12 protein-coding genes and 1 tRNA gene are annotated in these 17323 nt (G+C 68.8%); 10 read left to right on the forward strand and 3 right to left on the reverse strand.

Annotation, left to right across the window (positions count from 1 at the left end; genetic code table 11):
- The first annotated feature begins 140 nt into the window (after positions 1–140).
- The 4 genes from ACIRB1_RS23195 to ACIRB1_RS23210 all read left to right on the forward strand — a co-directional run bounded on the left by ACIRB1_RS23195 (position 141) and on the right by ACIRB1_RS23210 (position 7101).
- Positions 141–2333: a DEAD/DEAH box helicase gene (locus tag ACIRB1_RS23195; RefSeq protein ID WP_403466770.1), complete on the forward strand. Its 2193-nt coding sequence runs from the start codon at positions 141–143 to the stop codon at positions 2331–2333.
- Between the two features lie 166 nt (positions 2334–2499).
- Positions 2500–5268, forward strand: a complete 2769-nt coding sequence (locus ACIRB1_RS23200) for an FG-GAP repeat domain-containing protein (protein ID WP_403466771.1) — start codon at positions 2500–2502, stop codon at positions 5266–5268.
- A gap of 69 nt (positions 5269–5337) precedes the next feature.
- Complete coding sequence (locus tag ACIRB1_RS23205; RefSeq protein WP_403466772.1) at positions 5338–6897, forward strand: amino acid permease; 1560 nt, start codon at positions 5338–5340, stop codon at positions 6895–6897.
- 131 nt (positions 6898–7028) lie between these two features.
- Positions 7029–7101, forward strand: a tRNA-Lys gene (locus ACIRB1_RS23210).
- A gap of 154 nt (positions 7102–7255) precedes the next feature.
- Here ACIRB1_RS23210 and ACIRB1_RS23215 read toward each other — a convergent pair.
- Positions 7256–7627 carry a hypothetical protein gene (locus ACIRB1_RS23215; protein WP_403466773.1) on the reverse strand — a complete coding sequence of 124 codons (372 nt, stop codon included), beginning with the start codon at positions 7625–7627 and terminating at the stop codon, positions 7256–7258.
- Between the two features lie 550 nt (positions 7628–8177).
- Here ACIRB1_RS23215 and ACIRB1_RS23220 point away from each other — a divergent pair.
- Positions 8178–9035, forward strand: coding sequence for a hypothetical protein (locus tag ACIRB1_RS23220; protein WP_403466774.1), 858 nt, complete (start codon positions 8178–8180; stop codon positions 9033–9035).
- Positions 9036–9423: 388 nt separating this feature from the next.
- On the opposite strand, the gene xerC is transcribed toward ACIRB1_RS23220, so the two are convergent.
- Together xerC and ACIRB1_RS23230 are read right to left on the reverse strand one after the other, a co-directional pair.
- A complete protein-coding gene (xerC, locus tag ACIRB1_RS23225; protein ID WP_403466775.1) occupies positions 9424–10968 on the reverse strand; it encodes a tyrosine recombinase XerC in 1545 nt (514 codons plus the stop codon).
- Positions 10965–11645, reverse strand: coding sequence for a helix-turn-helix domain-containing protein (locus tag ACIRB1_RS23230; protein WP_403466776.1), 681 nt, complete (start codon positions 11643–11645; stop codon positions 10965–10967). The genes xerC and ACIRB1_RS23230 overlap by 4 nt, the downstream gene beginning before the upstream one ends.
- A 96-nt stretch (positions 11646–11741) precedes the next feature.
- Between ACIRB1_RS23230 and ACIRB1_RS23235 the strand changes: the two genes are divergently transcribed.
- From ACIRB1_RS23235 to ACIRB1_RS23255, 5 genes are all read left to right on the forward strand, one after another.
- On the forward strand, positions 11742–11981 hold the full coding sequence (locus ACIRB1_RS23235) for a hypothetical protein (RefSeq protein WP_201054394.1): 240 nt from the start codon (positions 11742–11744) through the stop codon (positions 11979–11981).
- Between the two features lie 233 nt (positions 11982–12214).
- On the forward strand, positions 12215–13507 hold the full coding sequence (locus ACIRB1_RS23240; RefSeq protein ID WP_403466777.1) for a DUF3631 domain-containing protein: 1293 nt from the start codon (positions 12215–12217) through the stop codon (positions 13505–13507).
- Between the two features lie 373 nt (positions 13508–13880).
- Positions 13881–14774 carry a DUF2637 domain-containing protein gene (locus ACIRB1_RS23245; protein WP_403466846.1) on the forward strand — a complete coding sequence of 298 codons (894 nt, stop codon included), beginning with the start codon at positions 13881–13883 and terminating at the stop codon, positions 14772–14774.
- A gap of 45 nt (positions 14775–14819) precedes the next feature.
- The gene (locus ACIRB1_RS23250) at positions 14820–15464 is read left to right on the forward strand and encodes a MobC family plasmid mobilization relaxosome protein (RefSeq protein ID WP_403466778.1); all 645 of its coding nucleotides are present in this window, start codon (positions 14820–14822) and stop codon (positions 15462–15464) included.
- Positions 15461–17164 (forward strand): relaxase/mobilization nuclease domain-containing protein, encoded by a 1704-nt coding sequence (locus tag ACIRB1_RS23255; protein ID WP_403466779.1) that lies wholly within the window; start codon positions 15461–15463, stop codon positions 17162–17164. Before ACIRB1_RS23250 ends, ACIRB1_RS23255 begins: the two co-directional genes overlap by 4 nt.
- Positions 17165–17323 lie beyond the last annotated feature (159 nt).

The raw sequence follows: 17323 nt of genomic DNA on the forward strand, positions 1-17323 counted from the left end.
ATTGCCCGGCGCCACTGCAGAGCGCGCCGTGTGGCGCGTACTCTCCCCTTGCCGTGGCGGACCGCATTGAGGCGGTCGATAGCGAATCACGGAGTTGACGGGCGCGTGCCGACGGAGACTCCGGAAGGTTTCGCATTCGCATGTCCATTTCCAGTACTGATCACATCGTCATGCCCGAGAACGAGGGCGACGAGACGGCCGTAGAGGCCACCACCGAGGCAGCTCCCGAGGTCACCTTCGCGGACCTCGGTCTCCCCGAGGGCATCGTGCGCAAGCTCGCGCAGAACGGTGTGACCGCCCCCTTCCCGATCCAGGCCGCGACCATCCCGGACGCCCTGGCCGGCAAGGACATCCTCGGCCGTGGCCGCACCGGCTCCGGCAAGACCCTCTCGTTCGGTCTGCCGCTGCTCGCGACGCTGTCCGGCGGCCGCACCGAGAAGAAGCGCCCGCGCGGCATCATCCTCACCCCCACCCGCGAGCTGGCGATGCAGGTCGCCGACGCCCTCCAGCCCTACGGCGACGTCCTCGGCCTGAAGATGAAGGTCGTCTGCGGCGGCACGTCCATGGGCAACCAGATCTACGCCCTGGAGCGCGGCGTCGACGTCCTCGTCGCCACCCCGGGCCGTCTGCGCGACATCATCAACCGCGGCGCCTGCTCCCTCGAGGACGTGCGCATCGCCGTCCTCGACGAGGCCGACCAGATGTCCGACCTGGGCTTCCTGCCCGAGGTCACCGAGCTGCTCGACCAGATCCCGGCCGGCGGCCAGCGCATGCTGTTCTCGGCGACGATGGAGAACGAGATCTCCACCCTCGTCAAGCGCTACCTCACCGACGAGGTCACCCACGAGGTCGACAGCGCGCAGGGCAACGTCACGACGATGTCCCACCACATCCTCATCGTGAAGCCCAAGGACAAGGCGCCGGTCACCGCCGCGATCGCCTCCCGCAAGGGCCGCACGATCATCTTCGTCCGCACCCAGCTGGGCGCCGACCGCATCGCCGAGCAGCTGCGCGAGTCCGGCGTGAAGGCCGACGCGCTGCACGGCGGCATGACGCAGGGCGCCCGCACCCGGACGCTGGCGGACTTCAAGGAGGGCTACGTCAACGCGCTCGTCGCGACCGACGTGGCCGCCCGCGGTATCCACGTCGACGGCATCGACCTGGTCCTGAACGTGGACCCGGCCGGCGACCACAAGGACTACCTGCACCGTGCGGGCCGCACCGCGCGTGCCGGTCGTACGGGCACCGTCGTGTCCCTCTCCCTGCCGCACCAGCGGCGCCAGATCTTCCGGCTGATGGAGGACGCGGGCGTCGACGCCGGGCGGCACATCATCAACACCGGTACGGCCTTCGAGCCCGAGGTCGCCGAGATCACCGGCGCCCGTTCGATGACCGAGGTCCAGGCCCAGTCGGCGGGCGACGCCGCGCAGCAGGCCGAGCGCGAGGTCGCCCAGCTCACCAAGGAGCTGGAGCGGGCCACGCGCCGCGCCGCCGAGCTGCGCGAGGAGTCCGACCGGCTGATCGCCCGTGCCGCGCGCGAGCGGGGCGACGACCCGGAGGCCGCGGTCGCCGAGGCCGCCGCCGTCGTGGAGGCCGCCGCCGAGGCGGTCGCCGCGGAGCCCGCGCCGGCCCGCGAGGAGTCCTCTTCCTACGACCGTCCGCGTCAGCAGCGGGACGACCGGGGCAACTACGAGCGCCGTGACCGCCGTGACGACCGCGGTGGCCGTTCCTTCGAGCGCCGTGACGACCGCCCCTCCGGCGGCTTCCGTCGCGACGACCGGCGTGACGACCGTGGCGGCCGTTCTTTCGACCGTCGTGACGAGCGTCCCTCGGGCGGCTTCCGTCGTGACGACCGTGGCGGCAACGACCGTGGCGGTTTCCGCCGCGACGACCGTCCCTCCGGCGGCTTCAACAACGACCGTCGTGACGGCGACCGCGGTGGCCGTTCTTTCGACCGTCGTGACGAGCGTCCCTCGGGCGGCTTCCGCCGTGACGACCGTGGCGGCAACGACCGCGGTGGCAACGGCGGCGACCGTGGCGGCCGTTCTTTCGAACGTCGTGACGACCGCCCCTCCGGAGGCTTCCGCCGTGACGACCGCGGTGGCAACGACCGCGGCGGCGACCGTGGCGGCTTCCGCCGCGACGACCGTCCCGCGAGCGGTCACCGGGGCAGCGACCGTCCGTTCAACCGCGACCGCCAGGGCGACCGCCCCGGCTTCCGCACCGGCGGCCACGACCGCCCGTACGGCCACCGCGGCACGACCGGCACGGGTACCGGCACCGGTTCCTTCGGCCGCCGTGACGACAAGCCGCGCTGGAAGCGCAACGGCTGACACCGAGTGAGCTGACGAAAGGGCCCGTACGACATGGTCGTACGGGCCCTTTCGTATGCCACGGAAACCCCGGTGGCCCCAGGACCGCTCGCTGATACGCTCCCGTAGCCCTCTCAGGGCATGCACATTTCATTCACAGATACGGGTCGAGGGGCCGGGGGGTTCCGTGAAGGGCCGCACGTTCGTACGGCGGCGGGGGCTCGGGGGCGTGGCGCTGGCCGCCGTTCTCGCGCTGGCCGTGGGTTCACCAGGGGTTGTCGGGACGGCGTCGGCCGCCGGGGCGGCGGGTGAGACCGTGCTGCCGGCCGGGGTCAGGACCGTCCCGCGCTCCGCGGGGCTGGAGGGGTACGGCGACACCGGGCTGCTGTCCCAGCCGGAGGGCACCGAGCACCAGCAGTGGACGGACTACGCGACCGGACAGTCCCGGGACCTCACCGACTTCTCGCGCTGGGACGGGACACAGGGGCAACTCGGCCTGGCCCAGTCCGACACGGCGTTCGAAGCACTGGGGAGGACCCCGTACACGATCCGGTTCCGTGACATCGGCACGGGTGCGGACCGCGGGACGGTCACCCTGCCGAGCACGCTGCAACCGGACGGTGTGGCGGGTGTGGCGGTCGTCGCGCACGAGGGCACCAGCCGGCTGGACATGCGTACGGTGCACGTGCTCAGGCCGACGGCCGACGGCGGCACCTCCGACACGGTCGTGACCGGCATACCCGAGGGCGCGAAGGTCCAGTCGCCGGGCGCCCGGGACGCCCGCTCGCTGCTGCTGCACTACCGCGTGCCCACGGACGACCCGAACGTCCTCCTCACCCAGCTCGCCCTCGTCGACCTCCACGACGGCACGGTCACCCCCGTCTTCGAGCCGTACAAGCCGAATCTGGCCTGGATCCCCCTGCTCACCCACGACTACGTGGGCTGGTGGCAGCCCAACCTGGGCGCCCGGCTGGTCCGCCGGGACGACCCGCGGGGACCGGCCGTCGAGATACCGGCGTCCGCCACGGCCGGGAAGATCGCGCTCACCGTCGTCGGGGACCACCTGGTCGCCGTCGACGACAGCACCCGCGCGCTGCTGACGATGCCTCTGAGCGGGGGCGAATGGCGCCAGTTGGTGCCCCGGGCGCAGATCTCCCTGACGCAGACACCGGACGGATCGGCCGTCGTCGAAGGCGGTTCGGGGCCGCGGGACTGGGGTGTGTGGCGGGTGACCCGGTCCTCCGAAGGCGAGCCGACGGTCACCAGGATCGTCGACCTGCCGCCGGTGCCGGCCCCCGTCGACGGGGTGGCCCTCGCGGGCGGCACGCTCACCTACACCGACCAGACCGCGCCTTCGTCGGCGGACGTCATGTGGAACTCCCGCACTGTCTCGACGAGTTCGCCCCCGCAGGTCGGTCCGGTGCGCCAGGGCGGCGGCGGCAAGCCCTGCCCGACCCAGTGGGCCTGTACGCGTCTCTTCGCCCTCGGGGACGGCTCCGTCGTGTACGACGACACCCCGGGAGGCAGCAGCGGGGCGATCCACCGGCGCCTGCCGTCCGGCACGGTGGACACCGTGAGGGTCGGCGGCCCCTTCGCCCACGTGGTGGCGGCGGACGGCCGGTACACGGTCGTGTCCGACGACACCGAGCAGTACGTCTACGACTGGACACGGATGACGGTGGCCGCGACGCGTACGGCCACGGCCGCCACCGTGTGGGACGACCAGCTGTGGACCACCGCGGCCACCGCCGGCCATCTGACGCTGACCAGGCTCGGCTCAAGCCTCCCGGCCGTGGACGTCAACGTCGGCTCGGGCTGTGTGCCCGACGAGTTGCAGGTCGTCGGCCGCTGGGTCCACTGGGCCTGTACGGCACAGGGGACGGCCGGTGTGTTCGACCGCTCCCGGGGCCGCTCGGTGGCCGTACCGGCCGGTGACGCCCTGCTGGCCGACGGCTTCCTGATCCGGCACGACACCGCCCGCGGCAAGCTGGTCCGCACCGACGTCCGCTCCGGCGGTGCGGTCACCGCGGACGTGGCCGACCTGCCCGCGACGCCGAACCTGGACGGGCGGGTCGCCTCCGACCGGGGCATCCGCTGGACGCTCGAAGCGAACGGCGACCGGGTGGCGTACGTCGACACGGCGGAGCGCGTCCACATCCTGTCGGCCGGCACCCCGGCCGCGCCCGTGCGGCGCGACCACGCCGGCCGGGACGGCATCGCCGACCTGCTCACTCTCGACTCCTCCGGCGCCCTGGCCTTCCAGGAGGGCACGGGCAAGGGCGGGTTCTCCGGAAAGGTCACCGGCACGGGCTGGGCGACGAGCATCAGGCCGGTGGCGTTCGGTGACCTGAGCGGGGACGGCTGCAACGACGTCCTGGTCAGGTTCAGCAGCGGCGCCCTGCGCGCGTACAAGCCGGGCTGCGGTGCGGCGGTCAGGCCGTCGACGCCGTACACGTCCCTGGGGACGAGCGGCTGGAACCAGTACGACGTGCTGACCGCCCCCGGTGACCTCAACGGCGACGGCCGCCCGGACCTGATCGCGCGGTCGGCCTCGTCCGGCACCGTCTACCTCTACAAGGGGACGAGCACGGGCACGCTGTCCGCGCGCGTGAAGCTGTACGCCGACTGGAGGACGTACAAGAAGGTCGTCGGCGTCGGTGACCTCAACGGCGACGGCGTCGGCGACCTGATCGCCCAGGACAGGTCGAACACCGTGTACCGCTACTACGGCACCGGACGGGGCACCTTCGGGGCCCGGGCGAAACTGTTCACCGCGTGGGGCGGGTCGTACAACACGGTCGTCGGGGTCGGGGACATCACCGGGGACGGGAAGGCGGACCTGGTCGAGCGGGACTCGGCCGGGGTGCTGTACCGCAACAGCGGTGACGGGAGGGGGTCGTTCGGGGCGCGGGTGAAGATCGCGACCGGATGGCAGGGCTACAGGGGCATTTTCTAGCCACATCGAGTCCTTATCGATTCCTTAAGTGGCGCATGTCACGCCCCCGGCGAGGGAATCGCTGGGGGCATGACAGATGACGCCATAGCGAGTGGGCTGTCAAAGGGAGACGCTCCCGGTCTCTCCGACGAAGAACGGCTTGCCCAGCTCGGCTATACGCAGGTTCTCGCCCGCCGCATGTCGGCGTTCTCCAACTACGCGGTCTCCTTCACGATCATCTCGGTCCTGTCGGGCTGCCTCACCCTGTATCTGTTCGGCATGAACACGGGCGGCCCGGCCGTGATCACCTGGGGCTGGGTCGCCGTAGGCCTGATGACGCTGTTCGTCGGCCTGTCGATGGCCGAGATCTGCTCGGCCTACCCGACGTCGGCGGGCCTGTACTTCTGGGCCCACCGTCTGGCACCCCCGCGCACGGCGGCGGCCTGGGCGTGGTTCACGGGCTGGTTCAACGTCCTCGGCCAGGTCGCCGTGACCGCCGGCATCGACTTCGGGGCGGCGTCGTTCCTGGGCGCGTACCTGAATCTGCAGTTCGACTTCAAGGTGACACCGGGCCGCACGGTCCTCCTGTTCGCGGCGATCCTGATCCTCCACGGCCTGCTGAACACCTTCGGCGTGAAGATCGTCGCCCTCCTCAACAACGTGAGCGTGTGGTGGCACGTGCTGGGCGTGGCCGTGATCGTGGGCGCGCTCGCCTTCGTCCCCGACCACCACCAGTCGACGACGTTCGTCTTCACGAAGTTCGTCAACAACACGGGCTGGGGCAGCGGGGTGTACGTCGTCCTGCTGGGCCTCCTGATGGCGCAGTACACCTTCACCGGCTACGACGCCTCGGCCCATATGACGGAGGAGACCCACGACGCGTCGACGGCGGGCCCCAAGGGCATCGTCCGCTCCATCTGGACATCGTGGATCGCGGGCTTCGTCCTCCTCCTGGGCTTCACGTACGCGATCCAGTCCTACGACAAGGAACTGGGCTCGCCGACGGGCGCACCCCCGGCCCAGATCCTCCTGGACGCACTGGGAGCGACCGCGGGCAAGCTCCTGCTGCTGGTGGTGATCGGCGCCCAGCTCTTCTGCGGCATGGCGTCGGTGACGGCCAACAGCCGCATGATCTACGCCTTTTCACGCGACGGCGCCCTCCCGTTCTCGAACGTCTGGCACACGGTGAGCCCGCGCACGAGGACGCCGGTGGCGGCGGTGTGGCTGGCGGCGGCGGGGGCGCTGGTGCTGGGCCTGCCGTACCTGATCAATGTGACGGCATACGCGGCGGTGACGTCGATCGCGGTGATCGGCCTCTACATCGCGTACGTCATTCCGACGCTGCTGCGGCTGGGGAAGGGGGAGGCGTTCCAGCGGGGGCCGTGGCATCTGGGCCGGTGGTCGAAGCTGATCGGGACGGTGTCGGTGGTGTGGGTGATCGTGATCACCGTGCTGTTCATGCTGCCGCAGGTGTCCCCGGTCACCTGGGAGTCCTTCAACTACGCGCCGATCGCGGTCCTGGTCGTCCTCGGCTTCGCCGCGGCCTGGTGGCAGGCCTCGGCCCGGCACTGGTTCCTGAACCCGGAACACGCCCGCACGAAGGCACGGGTTGCGGCACGGGCGGGGGCGCCGGAACCGGTTGATCCGTAGCGCGCCGGACCAGTCGGTCTCCCGTTTCGTCCCTGCTCGCCCCCTGTTTCACCGTCCGGCGCGGCCGTGTCCCCGATACCCGATCGGAGACACGGCCACCTCCCGCTATGCTCGGGGAGGCAACATCGCCTGGGCCCTTAGCTCAATTGGCAGAGCAGTGGACTTTTAATCCATTGGTTGTGGGTTCGAGTCCCACAGGGCCTACTGGCGCGGGGGAGGGGAAACCCCTTCTGACCTGCGGTGGAGCGCTCGGGTCGGTTTCGGTTGGCTCGGGCGCTTCCGCGTTTTCGGGGCCTTGCGTGAGCGATGCGTGAGCGGATGCGCCGGGGACGCTCCACTGGGAGAGCCCCCGACTTGGTCATGCCGTCAGATCGAACTGCTTGAGCCAATCCGGATCGGCGTCGCCAACCGTCGCAACCAGGCCGCCGCAGAGCATCACCATGTACAGGGTGAACGTGATCGGGTTGCCCCCGTAGTGCTCGATCCCTTCGTTGAGCGTCAGATTCGGCGCGTCCGGATGGCCGATGAACCCTGCTGCTTGGACGAGGTCATCGTGTTTGATTCCCAGGCTGTCGGAGACCCACGTGACGGCGTCGCGCGCCTGGTCCTCGGTGATCTGCTCCCGTGCCCCGACAAGCCAGCCCATCAGGATCGCCCAGACTGCAGTGGGATCTGAAGGGTGCTCACCCTCAATGAATGAGGCCCCCGGCCCCTTGGAGGGGTTCTCCATCCACGTTGCTATATCTGCGCGCAGGCGCTTCGCGGTCCGGACGCGGGAGATCTCAGAGAGGTCCGGCCTGACATCGCGCCCTGCCTTGGCAGCTCGTGCGCTCCGCCGGCGCTTGCTGTTTCGTCCCATGGACCGAGCATGACGCCCGTGCCCGCCAGAGGGAGTGGAAATGGCCCAGAACACGGAGATCTGCTATCGATCAGGCGGGACGCCGCGGCGCGGTTCTAGCTCGCAGTGCGGTCGTGATCATTGCGCTCCTTCGGGTCGATGGCTTGAGCAGATGCCACGCAGGAGGGGTGACTGACCGTCGCAGTCGACCTCATCTCGCTGTAGCGGAAGGGGAGTTGCGCGGGAGGGCTCCGACTGAGGTAACCTGCCCGCCATCGACCTTTGTCGACTGGGCGCAGAGGCCCAGGAGCTCCGGCGTGCGGGCCCGGTACTGAAATCGCCGTCTCACGGGTGTTAGTGCACTCACTCTGTGGAAGCGGTGCAGGAAGCATCTGTTTTGGCGTGCCACTCAAACGCTACCGGGGGCGAGTGAGGTTTTTGCGTGTCAAATTCAGTGAAAAAGCAGGCCGCACGCTCCCGTATGAAGTACTCGGGTGAGCTGTATAAAGCGGCACTTGCGGGAATCCCCAACGATCGTTCGCACGGCTTGGATTCTTTCGCACCGCAACAGCGTCAGTTGAATGCAATGCTAGCCCTTGGCCTGTTCAATCGAGGCGACGAGGGTGCATCGCCGAAGCAATGGACGATCAACACCCTGACGTGGTATACGATCAAGGTTTCGCCGCGTTGGAACCGTTTGATCTTTATCGCGGACGCCCCGATGAACGTTGCGCAGTATCTCGTCCCGGACAGTGAAGATTACCTGCGGGTTCCAGGTATGCGTCTTAGGGGTGGAGTGTTCGGTTCTTGCTACGTGTTGGAGCATGTTCCGACAGGTGGGGAACTGGTAGTCACTGACGATCCAAACGGTAAAGTGGTTGGACGATTGAGCGACACCGATCGTCGAATGCTGTCGCTCGATACCCCCTTGCTGCCGGAGGAGAAGCGTCTCTGCGAGGCACTACCAGTCATGACCGCTGATGCTCAAACCCTGCTAGCCGGCATTGCTGTGAGGATGTCTATGACTGACCCGGGCCGGCGCTGGGCCACGGGTAACTGGTATTGGGACCCGCTGGAGCGTATGGGGCATACGGAGGTTGAGGGGTACGACGACCCCCAGCGGCGACTCTGGGGGGAGGGCGACGAGTGGGCAGCGCAATGGACGGGATATCCCTACGCGCAGGATGTTGCGCTCGCACTGACTGACCCCGTGATCGGAGTGCGCGATGCGAAAATCTCTACCCGGCGGCACGGATATGAGGTAACCCTGAAGGGATCGGTACTCAAGATTCGACGCTGATCGGACCGGATGGCCGAGTCGATCAACCTTCCCATACGGAGAGTCGTTGAATCATGATTGAGATCCCTCAGAGTGCGATCGAAGGGATGCCGTGGTGGGCATTCCTACTCATCGTTTTTCTCTTCTTCCTGCCGCTGGCTTTGGTACGGCTACTCATGCCAAAGGAATCCCGATATCGCTATCTGTGGTGGGTGGCTTGGTGGGAGCATCGGCGGAAGCGCGCCGCTATGAGGGGCAGACTGCGGGAGCGGGACTAAATTCCCTCGTCTCCATAAGGGCCCGATGGACTTCGGCCTGTACGCGGGTGCTGTTTCGACCCGCGTACAGGATGAGCCTCCTCGTGTCGGTGCCCGCAGCCTCAGCCTGCCTTAGCGGATGTGACTGTGACCTACGCATTGCGCGCGACTTGAGCGGCCGAATCATTAGCGGCCGGACGCGACCTGGGGATCAACTTTGCTGCCTTCTCGGCGATCTCACGGTCCAGCTCAGGCAGCAGGCTCGTGTACGTGTCCGAGGTCAGCGTGATGGTGGAGTGCCGCAGCGTCTCCTTCACCGTGTGGATGTCGCCGCCGCCTCCGTGCGTGAGCGTCGCGGTGACGTGGCGCAGGTCCCGCAGGGTGATGGGCGGCAGGTCGGTCATGGCGAGGATGCGGCGGAAGGTCTCGGAGACCGTCCCCGGGTGGAGCCACGAGCCGTCTTCCTTCGTGAAGACCTTGCCGGTGTCCTGCCAGGCTTCGCCCCACTGGGCGCGCTCCTTCTCCTGGCGGGCTTTGTGGTCGCGCAGTTCGGAGATGGTCGTGCTGTCGAGCGCGATCGTGTTCGCGCTGCCGTCCGTCTTGGGCTCCGACTCGTAGGGGTCCCAGCCGTCCACCACGATCTCCTTGGCGGGCGTGATGAGGCCGGCGTCGAGGTCGATCTCGTGCCAGTCCTGGCCGACCGCCTCACCGCGTCGGAGACCACGGATGCCCATGAGGTGGAAGATCGCGTACAGCCGGTCGCCCTCGGCCGCGTCGAGGAAGGCGCCGAACTGCTGTGGCGTCCATACCATGACCGGGCCGGGGATCTGACCTGTCACTCGCCACCGCCGGACACGCTCATCGGTCCACAGAAGAGGCTTCGGGCGCCTGCCGGACTCCAACTCGACGTGGGACGCCGGGTTGAAGGTGATGAGCTGCTGGGCGATCGCGGAGTTCAGGGCCGCGCGCAGGGTGCGGCGGATCGCCTGACGGCTGGCCGGGCCGGTGATCTTCCGGAACGGCTTCATCTCGTCCAGCTTGGCCCGCTCGGCCGCGAGCAGCTTCCGCTCGGCTTCCACGGGGCGGCCGGGCTTGCTCGGCTTGCAGCGCGCGATCTGCTCGCGACGGGCTTCGTTCTCGGCCGCGATCACCTCGTTCTCGTCGGCTATCGCGTCGAACATCTCCACCAGGTGACCGACGTTGAGCCGGTCGAGGCGTACATGCCCGATGCGAGGCTTCAAGTGGACGCGGATGTGGGAGGCGTAGCCGTTGAGCGTGGTCTTGCGGCGCTTCTTCGCGGCGAACCACTGGTCGAGCCACTCACCGACGGTGAGGCTGCCGCGGAGCGCCAGACCCGCCCTCAACCGGCGCCGCGTCTCCTCAATGGCGGGGAGCGGCGCCTTCTCGACCGCGACCTCCTCCAGCATGTCGACGAGACGCTGGAGGCTGTCGGGGTCGTCCTTCTCCGCCAGGGCGAGCAGAGAGCGGACGTGGTCGAGGTCTGCCTGCGCGTCCTTGAGGGACTCGTAGCCGGCGCGGCTGAAGGAGCGGCGGGTGCCGTCTTCGTGCGGCGGGAGTTCCTGGCGTATGGAGTACGAGCCGTGCTTACGGTTGGAGAGCTGGGGGCACTTCTTGCCGAGCGGCTTACCGGTCTTGGGATCACGGCAGTAGCAGCGGCGGTGGGTGGAGCCCTTCAAAGGCGTTCCTCCGGGGTGGTGTTGGGGTCGGGTTCGGGCAGGTCGACGTCGCCCAGGGCGGGTGGGAGATCGGGCGGGGTGGCGCCTTCGTCGCGGAGGTCGCGGCGGAGGTAGCGGAGTTTGTACTTGGCGGAGATGGCCTCGTCGGAGTACTTGGTCCGCCTGCGTTCGGCTTCCTCCTGCTGGGCGCGGTTGCTTGCCGTCTTGGCCGCGAACCGTGCCTGTTCCGCTTCTTCGAGGGCGGCCAGAGCGGTGCGTACGAGGTTGTCGTGCGCTTCGAAGTCGGGGATGAGGCCCGCGTCGTACAAGAACGTGGCCTCGTCGCCGGTGAAGCGACGCAGTGCGTCCCAAGTGGGCACGAGGTCCTGGAAAGGGAGTTCCTGGGTTCGGTCGACGTAGCCGACCGGGAAGATCAGGCAGACCGGATACGTCTCCAGGGCGGCGGCCAGGACGATGACGTCAACCAGAGGCAGGGTGGCCCGGCGGCCGGACTCCATGTTGGCGATCACGTTGCGCGGGATGGGATGCCCGAGCTGCTCGCACCGGTCGGCCAAGTCCTGTGCGCTCCATCCCATTTCCTTCCTTCTGCGCCGGACCTCGCCGGCCACGTTGGCCTTGACCCGGTCCTCCCACTCGGGAACCTCGTCCTCATCAGCATCCACACCGCGTTGTGTCATGGAGACACATTAGCTTCCCGATGATGGTTATAGACGCCTGGAGCCGGACGTCAAGGCCACGTTCGCCGAGGGCTGTACAGAAAAGGGGCGCACTGCATGCGCGAAGACGCGACGGCCGGACGGATGAAGGACTCGAAGGGGATGAGCCGGGAGGAGCTTCTCGCCCTCCCCGTGTCCGTTGACCTGGACACAGGCAACCGTGCTCTCGGACTCGGGCGGAGCAAGGGCTATGAGCTGGCGAAGCGGGGCGAGTACCCGTGCAAGGTGCTGCGGCTCGGCAACGCCTACCGGGTAGTGACCGCGGATCTGCTCGATCTGCTGGGTCTGGCGGCGTGATGACGCAGCACCGTAGCAAAGAGTTCTGCGCTGAGCTGACACATAAACGCTGGACTGTTGCCGGGTGTGGACGTACGGTCCGTGTTCCCTCGCGATGGCCTGGTGCCCGCGAGGCGGGGATGGGCCCCCGGCGATGCAACGCCGGAGGCCCGAGCAACCCCAACCGGCCCGTGAAGAACCAACCCGGCGGCCAGGGCGCACACGCCCGCAGCCGCCAGACGAGGAGCTGCCCCGTGGAACATGCGGGAGCCGAGCCCTATTCCGACTCCGACAAGCCCTCGTGGCCGCCCGTCACCGTCCCCGGCCAGCTCGGCCACCGCACCGGCGAAGCCCCGCCGGCCGCCAACGACGGTGCGCCTGACGCCACTTCGGTGGAACAGCCTGCCGAGGAGACTGTGCCGGATCCTGAGCCGACGCCCGGCTCGGCGCTGCTGGACGAACTGCGTGCGCAGATAGCGAAGTTCGTGATCCTGCCCTCGCAGGAGGCGCTGGACGCGGTCACGCTGTGGGTGGCAGCGACGCATCTGCAGCCCGCGTGGCAGCACGCGCCGCGTCTGGCGGTGGTGGGACCGGCGAAGCGGTGCGGCAAGTCGCGGCTGCTGGACGTGCTGACCGAGACGGTCCACGAGCCCATGCTCACCATCAACACCACACCGGCGGCCATCTTCCGGTCGATCACCGAGGAGAACCCGCCCACGCTTCTGGTGGACGAGGCGGACACCATCTTCGGCACCCCGAAGGTGGCCGAGAAGAACGAGGAGATGCGCGGCCTGCTCAACGCTGGCCACCAGCGCAACCGGTACGTCACCCGGGTCGTGGGCAACGACCACACCCCGCACCGTTTTGCGACCTTCGCCATGGCGGCCATCGCGGGCATCGGTGACCTGCCCGACACGATCATGGACCGGGCCATAGTGATCCGCATGCGGCGCCGGGCCGAGGGCGAGAAGGTCAAGCCCTTCCGCTCCCGCCGCGACATCCCGGCCCTGCATGATCTGCGCGACCGTATCGCTGCCTGGGTCAGGCCGTTGCTGGACGAGGCGGCGGAACTGGAGCCGGTCATGCCGGTGGAGGACCGGGCGGCTGACACCTGGGAGCCCTTGGTCATCGTCGCCGACCTGGCCGCCGGGTTCTGGCCCCGTCGCGCTCGCGAGGCGTGTGCGCGGATGGTGGCCACTGAGGTCGAGGCGGAGGAGGAGCGGCCCGGCGGCGCGCGGATCCTTGCCGACATCCGCCGGGTCTTCGTCGCCCAGCGCGAGGCGGACAGCCTCTCCACGGACGAGCTGCTGTACCACCTGCGCCAGGACGCAGAGGCCCCGTGGGCGGAGTGGGGGCGCAGCGGGCTGGACTCCCGAGTTCTGGCACGGATGCTCAGCCCGTATGACATCAGGCCGGGCAACGTCCGCCTCGCCGACGGAACCCAGCGCAAGGGCTACATGCGCAACAAGTTCCTCGACGCCTGGCGGCGCTACTGCCCCACCGTCCACCCTGTGGACGCCGGGCCTAGCGCCTCCGCCTCGGGCTGAGCCCCGCATCCCCGGATAACCGTCCCTGCCGTCCCTGCCGTGATCCCGCAGGTCAAATGGCATGCAGACAAGACGGCAACTGGGGGCAAGACGGCAACGCGATCATGAGGGCCGCGTTGCGGGGCCGGGACCACGTCCCGATCCGTCTTGTGCCGTCCCGAGCGTCCCCGCCGTATCGCCTCAGGTCAGAGTGCCAGCCGCTGGGACGGCACATCACTACTAAGCCGTCCCGGCCGATGCCGGAGAACGCCTCCGGCATCGGCCGGGACGGCAGACCAAACCTCGTGCCGTACCTGCCCTGACCTGCGCTTGCAACGGCCAAGACGGCAAAGACGGACCACACCAACGCCCAGGAGCACCCCGCTTGACGAACATCTCCACCGCCAGCAACCCAGACGACCGCCTCGACGAGGGAGGGCCGACCACGATCCAGCAGGCCGCCGAGCGATTCACGCTCATCGCAGCGGGTGTGGTCATCGTGGCCCTTACGGCCGGCGGGTTCTGGCTCTCGTACGCGCATCTCGCCGAGGTCGCCGGACAACACGGGCTCAGGAACTCCCCGGTCCGCCAGTGGGCCTGGCCAGCGACCCTCGACGCGTTCATCATCGCGGGCGAACTGCTTATGCTCCGCGCTGGTTTGCGCCAAGCGACCGACGGGTGGGCCATCGCCCTCACCGCCACCGGATCGGTCGGCTCCATCGCACTCAACGTGGCGGGCGTCAGTGGCACGGGTGGCACCGGCGCCCTGCCCCTGCTCGACTACGTGGTCGCCGCGGTCCCGCCGACCGCCGCGCTGCTGGCCTTCGGTGTCCTGATGCGGCAGATCCACCAGCTCGTCGCCGAGCCCGCCGACGCCACTCAACGCCACAACGCTGCCGACAGCAGCCACAACGGCACCCAGATAGTCAGTCTCGCGGGAGACGGTTCCGGTCAGCCGCAGCCAGCTGCCCTCGAAGCGGCGGACCGGCACTCCGACGTGGCGCAGGACGCCACCAACCTGCCAGAGCTCCCGCATCCTTCGGACGAGCCGGAAGGCAAAGAGTTCAGCACGGTCTCCGAGGAGTTCCTCGCCATCGCCCGCACCGCGCCACTCGGACGGGGAGGCCGTGCTTCGCGCCGCCACATCGAAGCGGCGATACGGGGCGCGGGCCTGTCCATCGGCAGGGCCGACGCGGAAAAGGTCAAGGACGCCTTGCAGACCGAACTCGACGAGTCCGCCCCTCAGCGGCAGGCCGAACGCGACAAGACTTCTGCCCGCGCCTTCTGAGTCCACAGCTTCCCGCCCCACGAACGCGCCACGGAGAACCCCCTCATGCATAACCCGGGCTACGAACTCCCCACTACTCAGCGGGAGATGACCACCACCGCAACCCAGCCAGCAAGGTATCCCGTTGGACCGTCCAAGGGCCGGTCCAACGAGGGTGCCTCCGCCCCGGGGGTGGCGGAGGGGCTCGGGCACCAGGGGGTGCCCGAGGAGGACAAGCTCGTCGAGACCCCCGCCTTTCCACTGACACGAGCAGCCGATGCCGCCGCGCTGCACCGCGTCGCCCGCCGCCGTCAGCGCGAACCCGTCCAGCGCAAAGAGCGTGTCGACGTGCGCTACAGCCTCGACGAGAAGACCGCGATCCTCGCCAAGGCCCGGTCCTTGAACATCGCCGGCGCCCACTACGTCGGCGCCGTCGTCATGGCTCACCTCCACGGCGACCTCGCCCTGCCGGGCCAGCGCACCCCGCTCGACGACTACATCGACGAACTGACCGCCCTGCGCAGGGAGGTCGCCAGGATCGGCCACAACATCAACCAGATCGCCAAGAAGCTCCACTCCGGCGGCCATCCACACCCTGGGGACAACGCCATGCTGGCCCAGGTCGAACCCACCTTGGACGCAGTAAGCGCCACCGTCCGCCACATCGCGTCCGCCGCGAACCAGGCCGTCGCGAAGAAGCGCGCTCGATGATCGCGAAGATCAGCGGCGGCAAGGACACAGCTGGTCTGATCCGGTACCTGTTCGACACGAAGAAGGCCAAGAACCACACCGACCCCCACCTGGTCGCCTCCTGGGACGGCTTCGCCCCCGACCCCGGCCGCACTGACGACTTCGAAGCCACGAAGAGGCTCCTCGTGGCCGACCTCGACCTGCACGTCAAACAGGCCCGGCGACTGGGCCGCGCCCCCGAGAAGCACACGTGGCACTGCTCGATCCGGGCGGCCGAATCCGACCGCCACCTCAGTGACGAGGAGTGGGCCGACATCGCCCGCCGGGTCGTCGCGGCCACCGGCATCGCTTCCGTTGACGATCCGGACGGCTGTCGTTGGGTCGCCGTCCGCCATGCGCCGGACCACATCCACATCGCCGCCACCAAGGTCCGTGCCGACTTGCGTACGGCCCGCCACTGGAACGACTACCTCACTGCCGACCGTGAACTCGCCGCCATCGAGAAGGAGTGCGGACTCTTCCAGGTCGTCCGCGGAGACCGCACCGCCGCCAAGCGCCCCACCCGCGCCGAACAGGAAAAGGCCCGCCGCGCCGGCCGCGACACGACCGCTCGCGAACGCCTGCGCGCCACCGTCCGCACCGCCGTGGCCGCCGCCTCCACCATCGACGAGTTCGTCGACCTGCTCAGCCGCCTCGACGGCGTGCTCGTCGAGGTCGTGCACTTCCCCGCAGGCGACGTACGGGGATACAAGGTCGCCGTCGCGGACGACGCTCAGGGCCCTATCTGGTACTCCGGCTCCAAACTCGCCCCGGACCTGTCCCTCCCCAAGATCCAAGAACGCCTGGCGAGCATGGGGCCGCAGCCCACCGGCCAGTCGGGCAGGCGCAGGCCCAACCCCTGGCACCAGGCCGCCGCCGCGGCCGAACGCATCCCCCACCACTTCGACCAACCCGACGACGAAGCCTCCCAAGGTCACCTCGCCGCCTTCGGCGAAGCTCTCGACGCCCTTCCGCTTGTCACACCCCACACCGTGCGAACCCAACTCCGAGAGGCGGCAACCGCGTTCGAGCGCGCCACCCGCTCCCGCATCCGCGCCCATCACCACCACGCCCGGGCCCTGCGCGGCGCCGTACGCGCGATGCTCCGAGAGCCCGCCCCAAAGGACGGCGCTGTTCTGGCGATGTTCCTCGATGCCGCGATCCTCGTCGTCATCGCCGCTGCCCGCTGGCACCAACTCCGCCACCACGACCAGCAGGTCGCCGCCGCCCACCAGACCCTGGTCCACCTTCAGGCTGCCTATGACCAAGCAGCCGCCGTACCGCTGGCTGCCCTCGCCCAACGCCGACCACCGCAGCAGACTGTGGACCGGCACATCTACCACCTGCGCCAAGCTGTCCCCGACCATGCCGAGCAGGTCGTCGAAGACCCCGCCTTCGGCGCGCTCACCGCCGTCCTCGCCGAGGCCGAGGTAGCAGGCCACGATCCGCAGCAGCTCCTCCAACAGGCCGCCGACCAACGCGCCCTGGACGACGCCGACTCCCTTGCACGGGTCCTGACGTGGCGAATCCAACGCCTCAGCGCACGGTCGGCACCCAGCCCACGAGCCCGAGCAGCACAGTCCCGCAGCACTGCCGCACAGCACACCGGCGCTTCGGCTCCGATGACAGCAGTCGCTCCAGCCTCGCAACAGCCGACCCAAGCACGGCCGCGCTCCCGGTGACGCCCAACGCCGGAGTTTCGGCGGAATGTCACCTACGCCGTCGGTATCCCCACAACACGGAGGCGCCTTTCGGTCATTGTTCGATCCGAATGCCCTAGTGCGCGGCTTGTGCGGGTTTGTGGTATGGCAGCGCTTGCCATGCGCGAGGACGATGCCCCT

The organism is Streptomyces sp. NPDC096013 (genome assembly GCF_044763565.1).
Classification (GTDB): Bacteria; Actinomycetota; Actinomycetes; order Streptomycetales; family Streptomycetaceae; genus Streptomyces.

Bases quoted from the DNA above. Each gene is read 5' to 3' on its own strand.
- ACIRB1_RS23195 (WP_403466770.1), top strand. From the start codon at position 141: ATGTCCATTTCCAGTACTGATCACATCGTCATGCCCGAGAACGAGGGC.
- ACIRB1_RS23205 (WP_403466772.1), top strand. From the start codon at position 5,338: ATGACAGATGACGCCATAGCGAGTGGGCTGTCAAAGGGAGACGCTCCC.
- ACIRB1_RS23215 (WP_403466773.1), bottom strand. From the start codon at position 7,627: ATGGAGAACCCCTCCAAGGGGCCGGGGGCCTCATTCATTGAGGGTGAG.
- ACIRB1_RS23230 (WP_403466776.1), bottom strand. From the start codon at position 11,645: ATGACACAACGCGGTGTGGATGCTGATGAGGACGAGGTTCCCGAGTGG.
- ACIRB1_RS23235 (WP_201054394.1), top strand. From the start codon at position 11,742: ATGCGCGAAGACGCGACGGCCGGACGGATGAAGGACTCGAAGGGGATG.
- ACIRB1_RS23250 (WP_403466778.1), top strand. From the start codon at position 14,820: ATGCATAACCCGGGCTACGAACTCCCCACTACTCAGCGGGAGATGACC.
- ACIRB1_RS23255 (WP_403466779.1), top strand. From the start codon at position 15,461: ATGATCGCGAAGATCAGCGGCGGCAAGGACACAGCTGGTCTGATCCGG.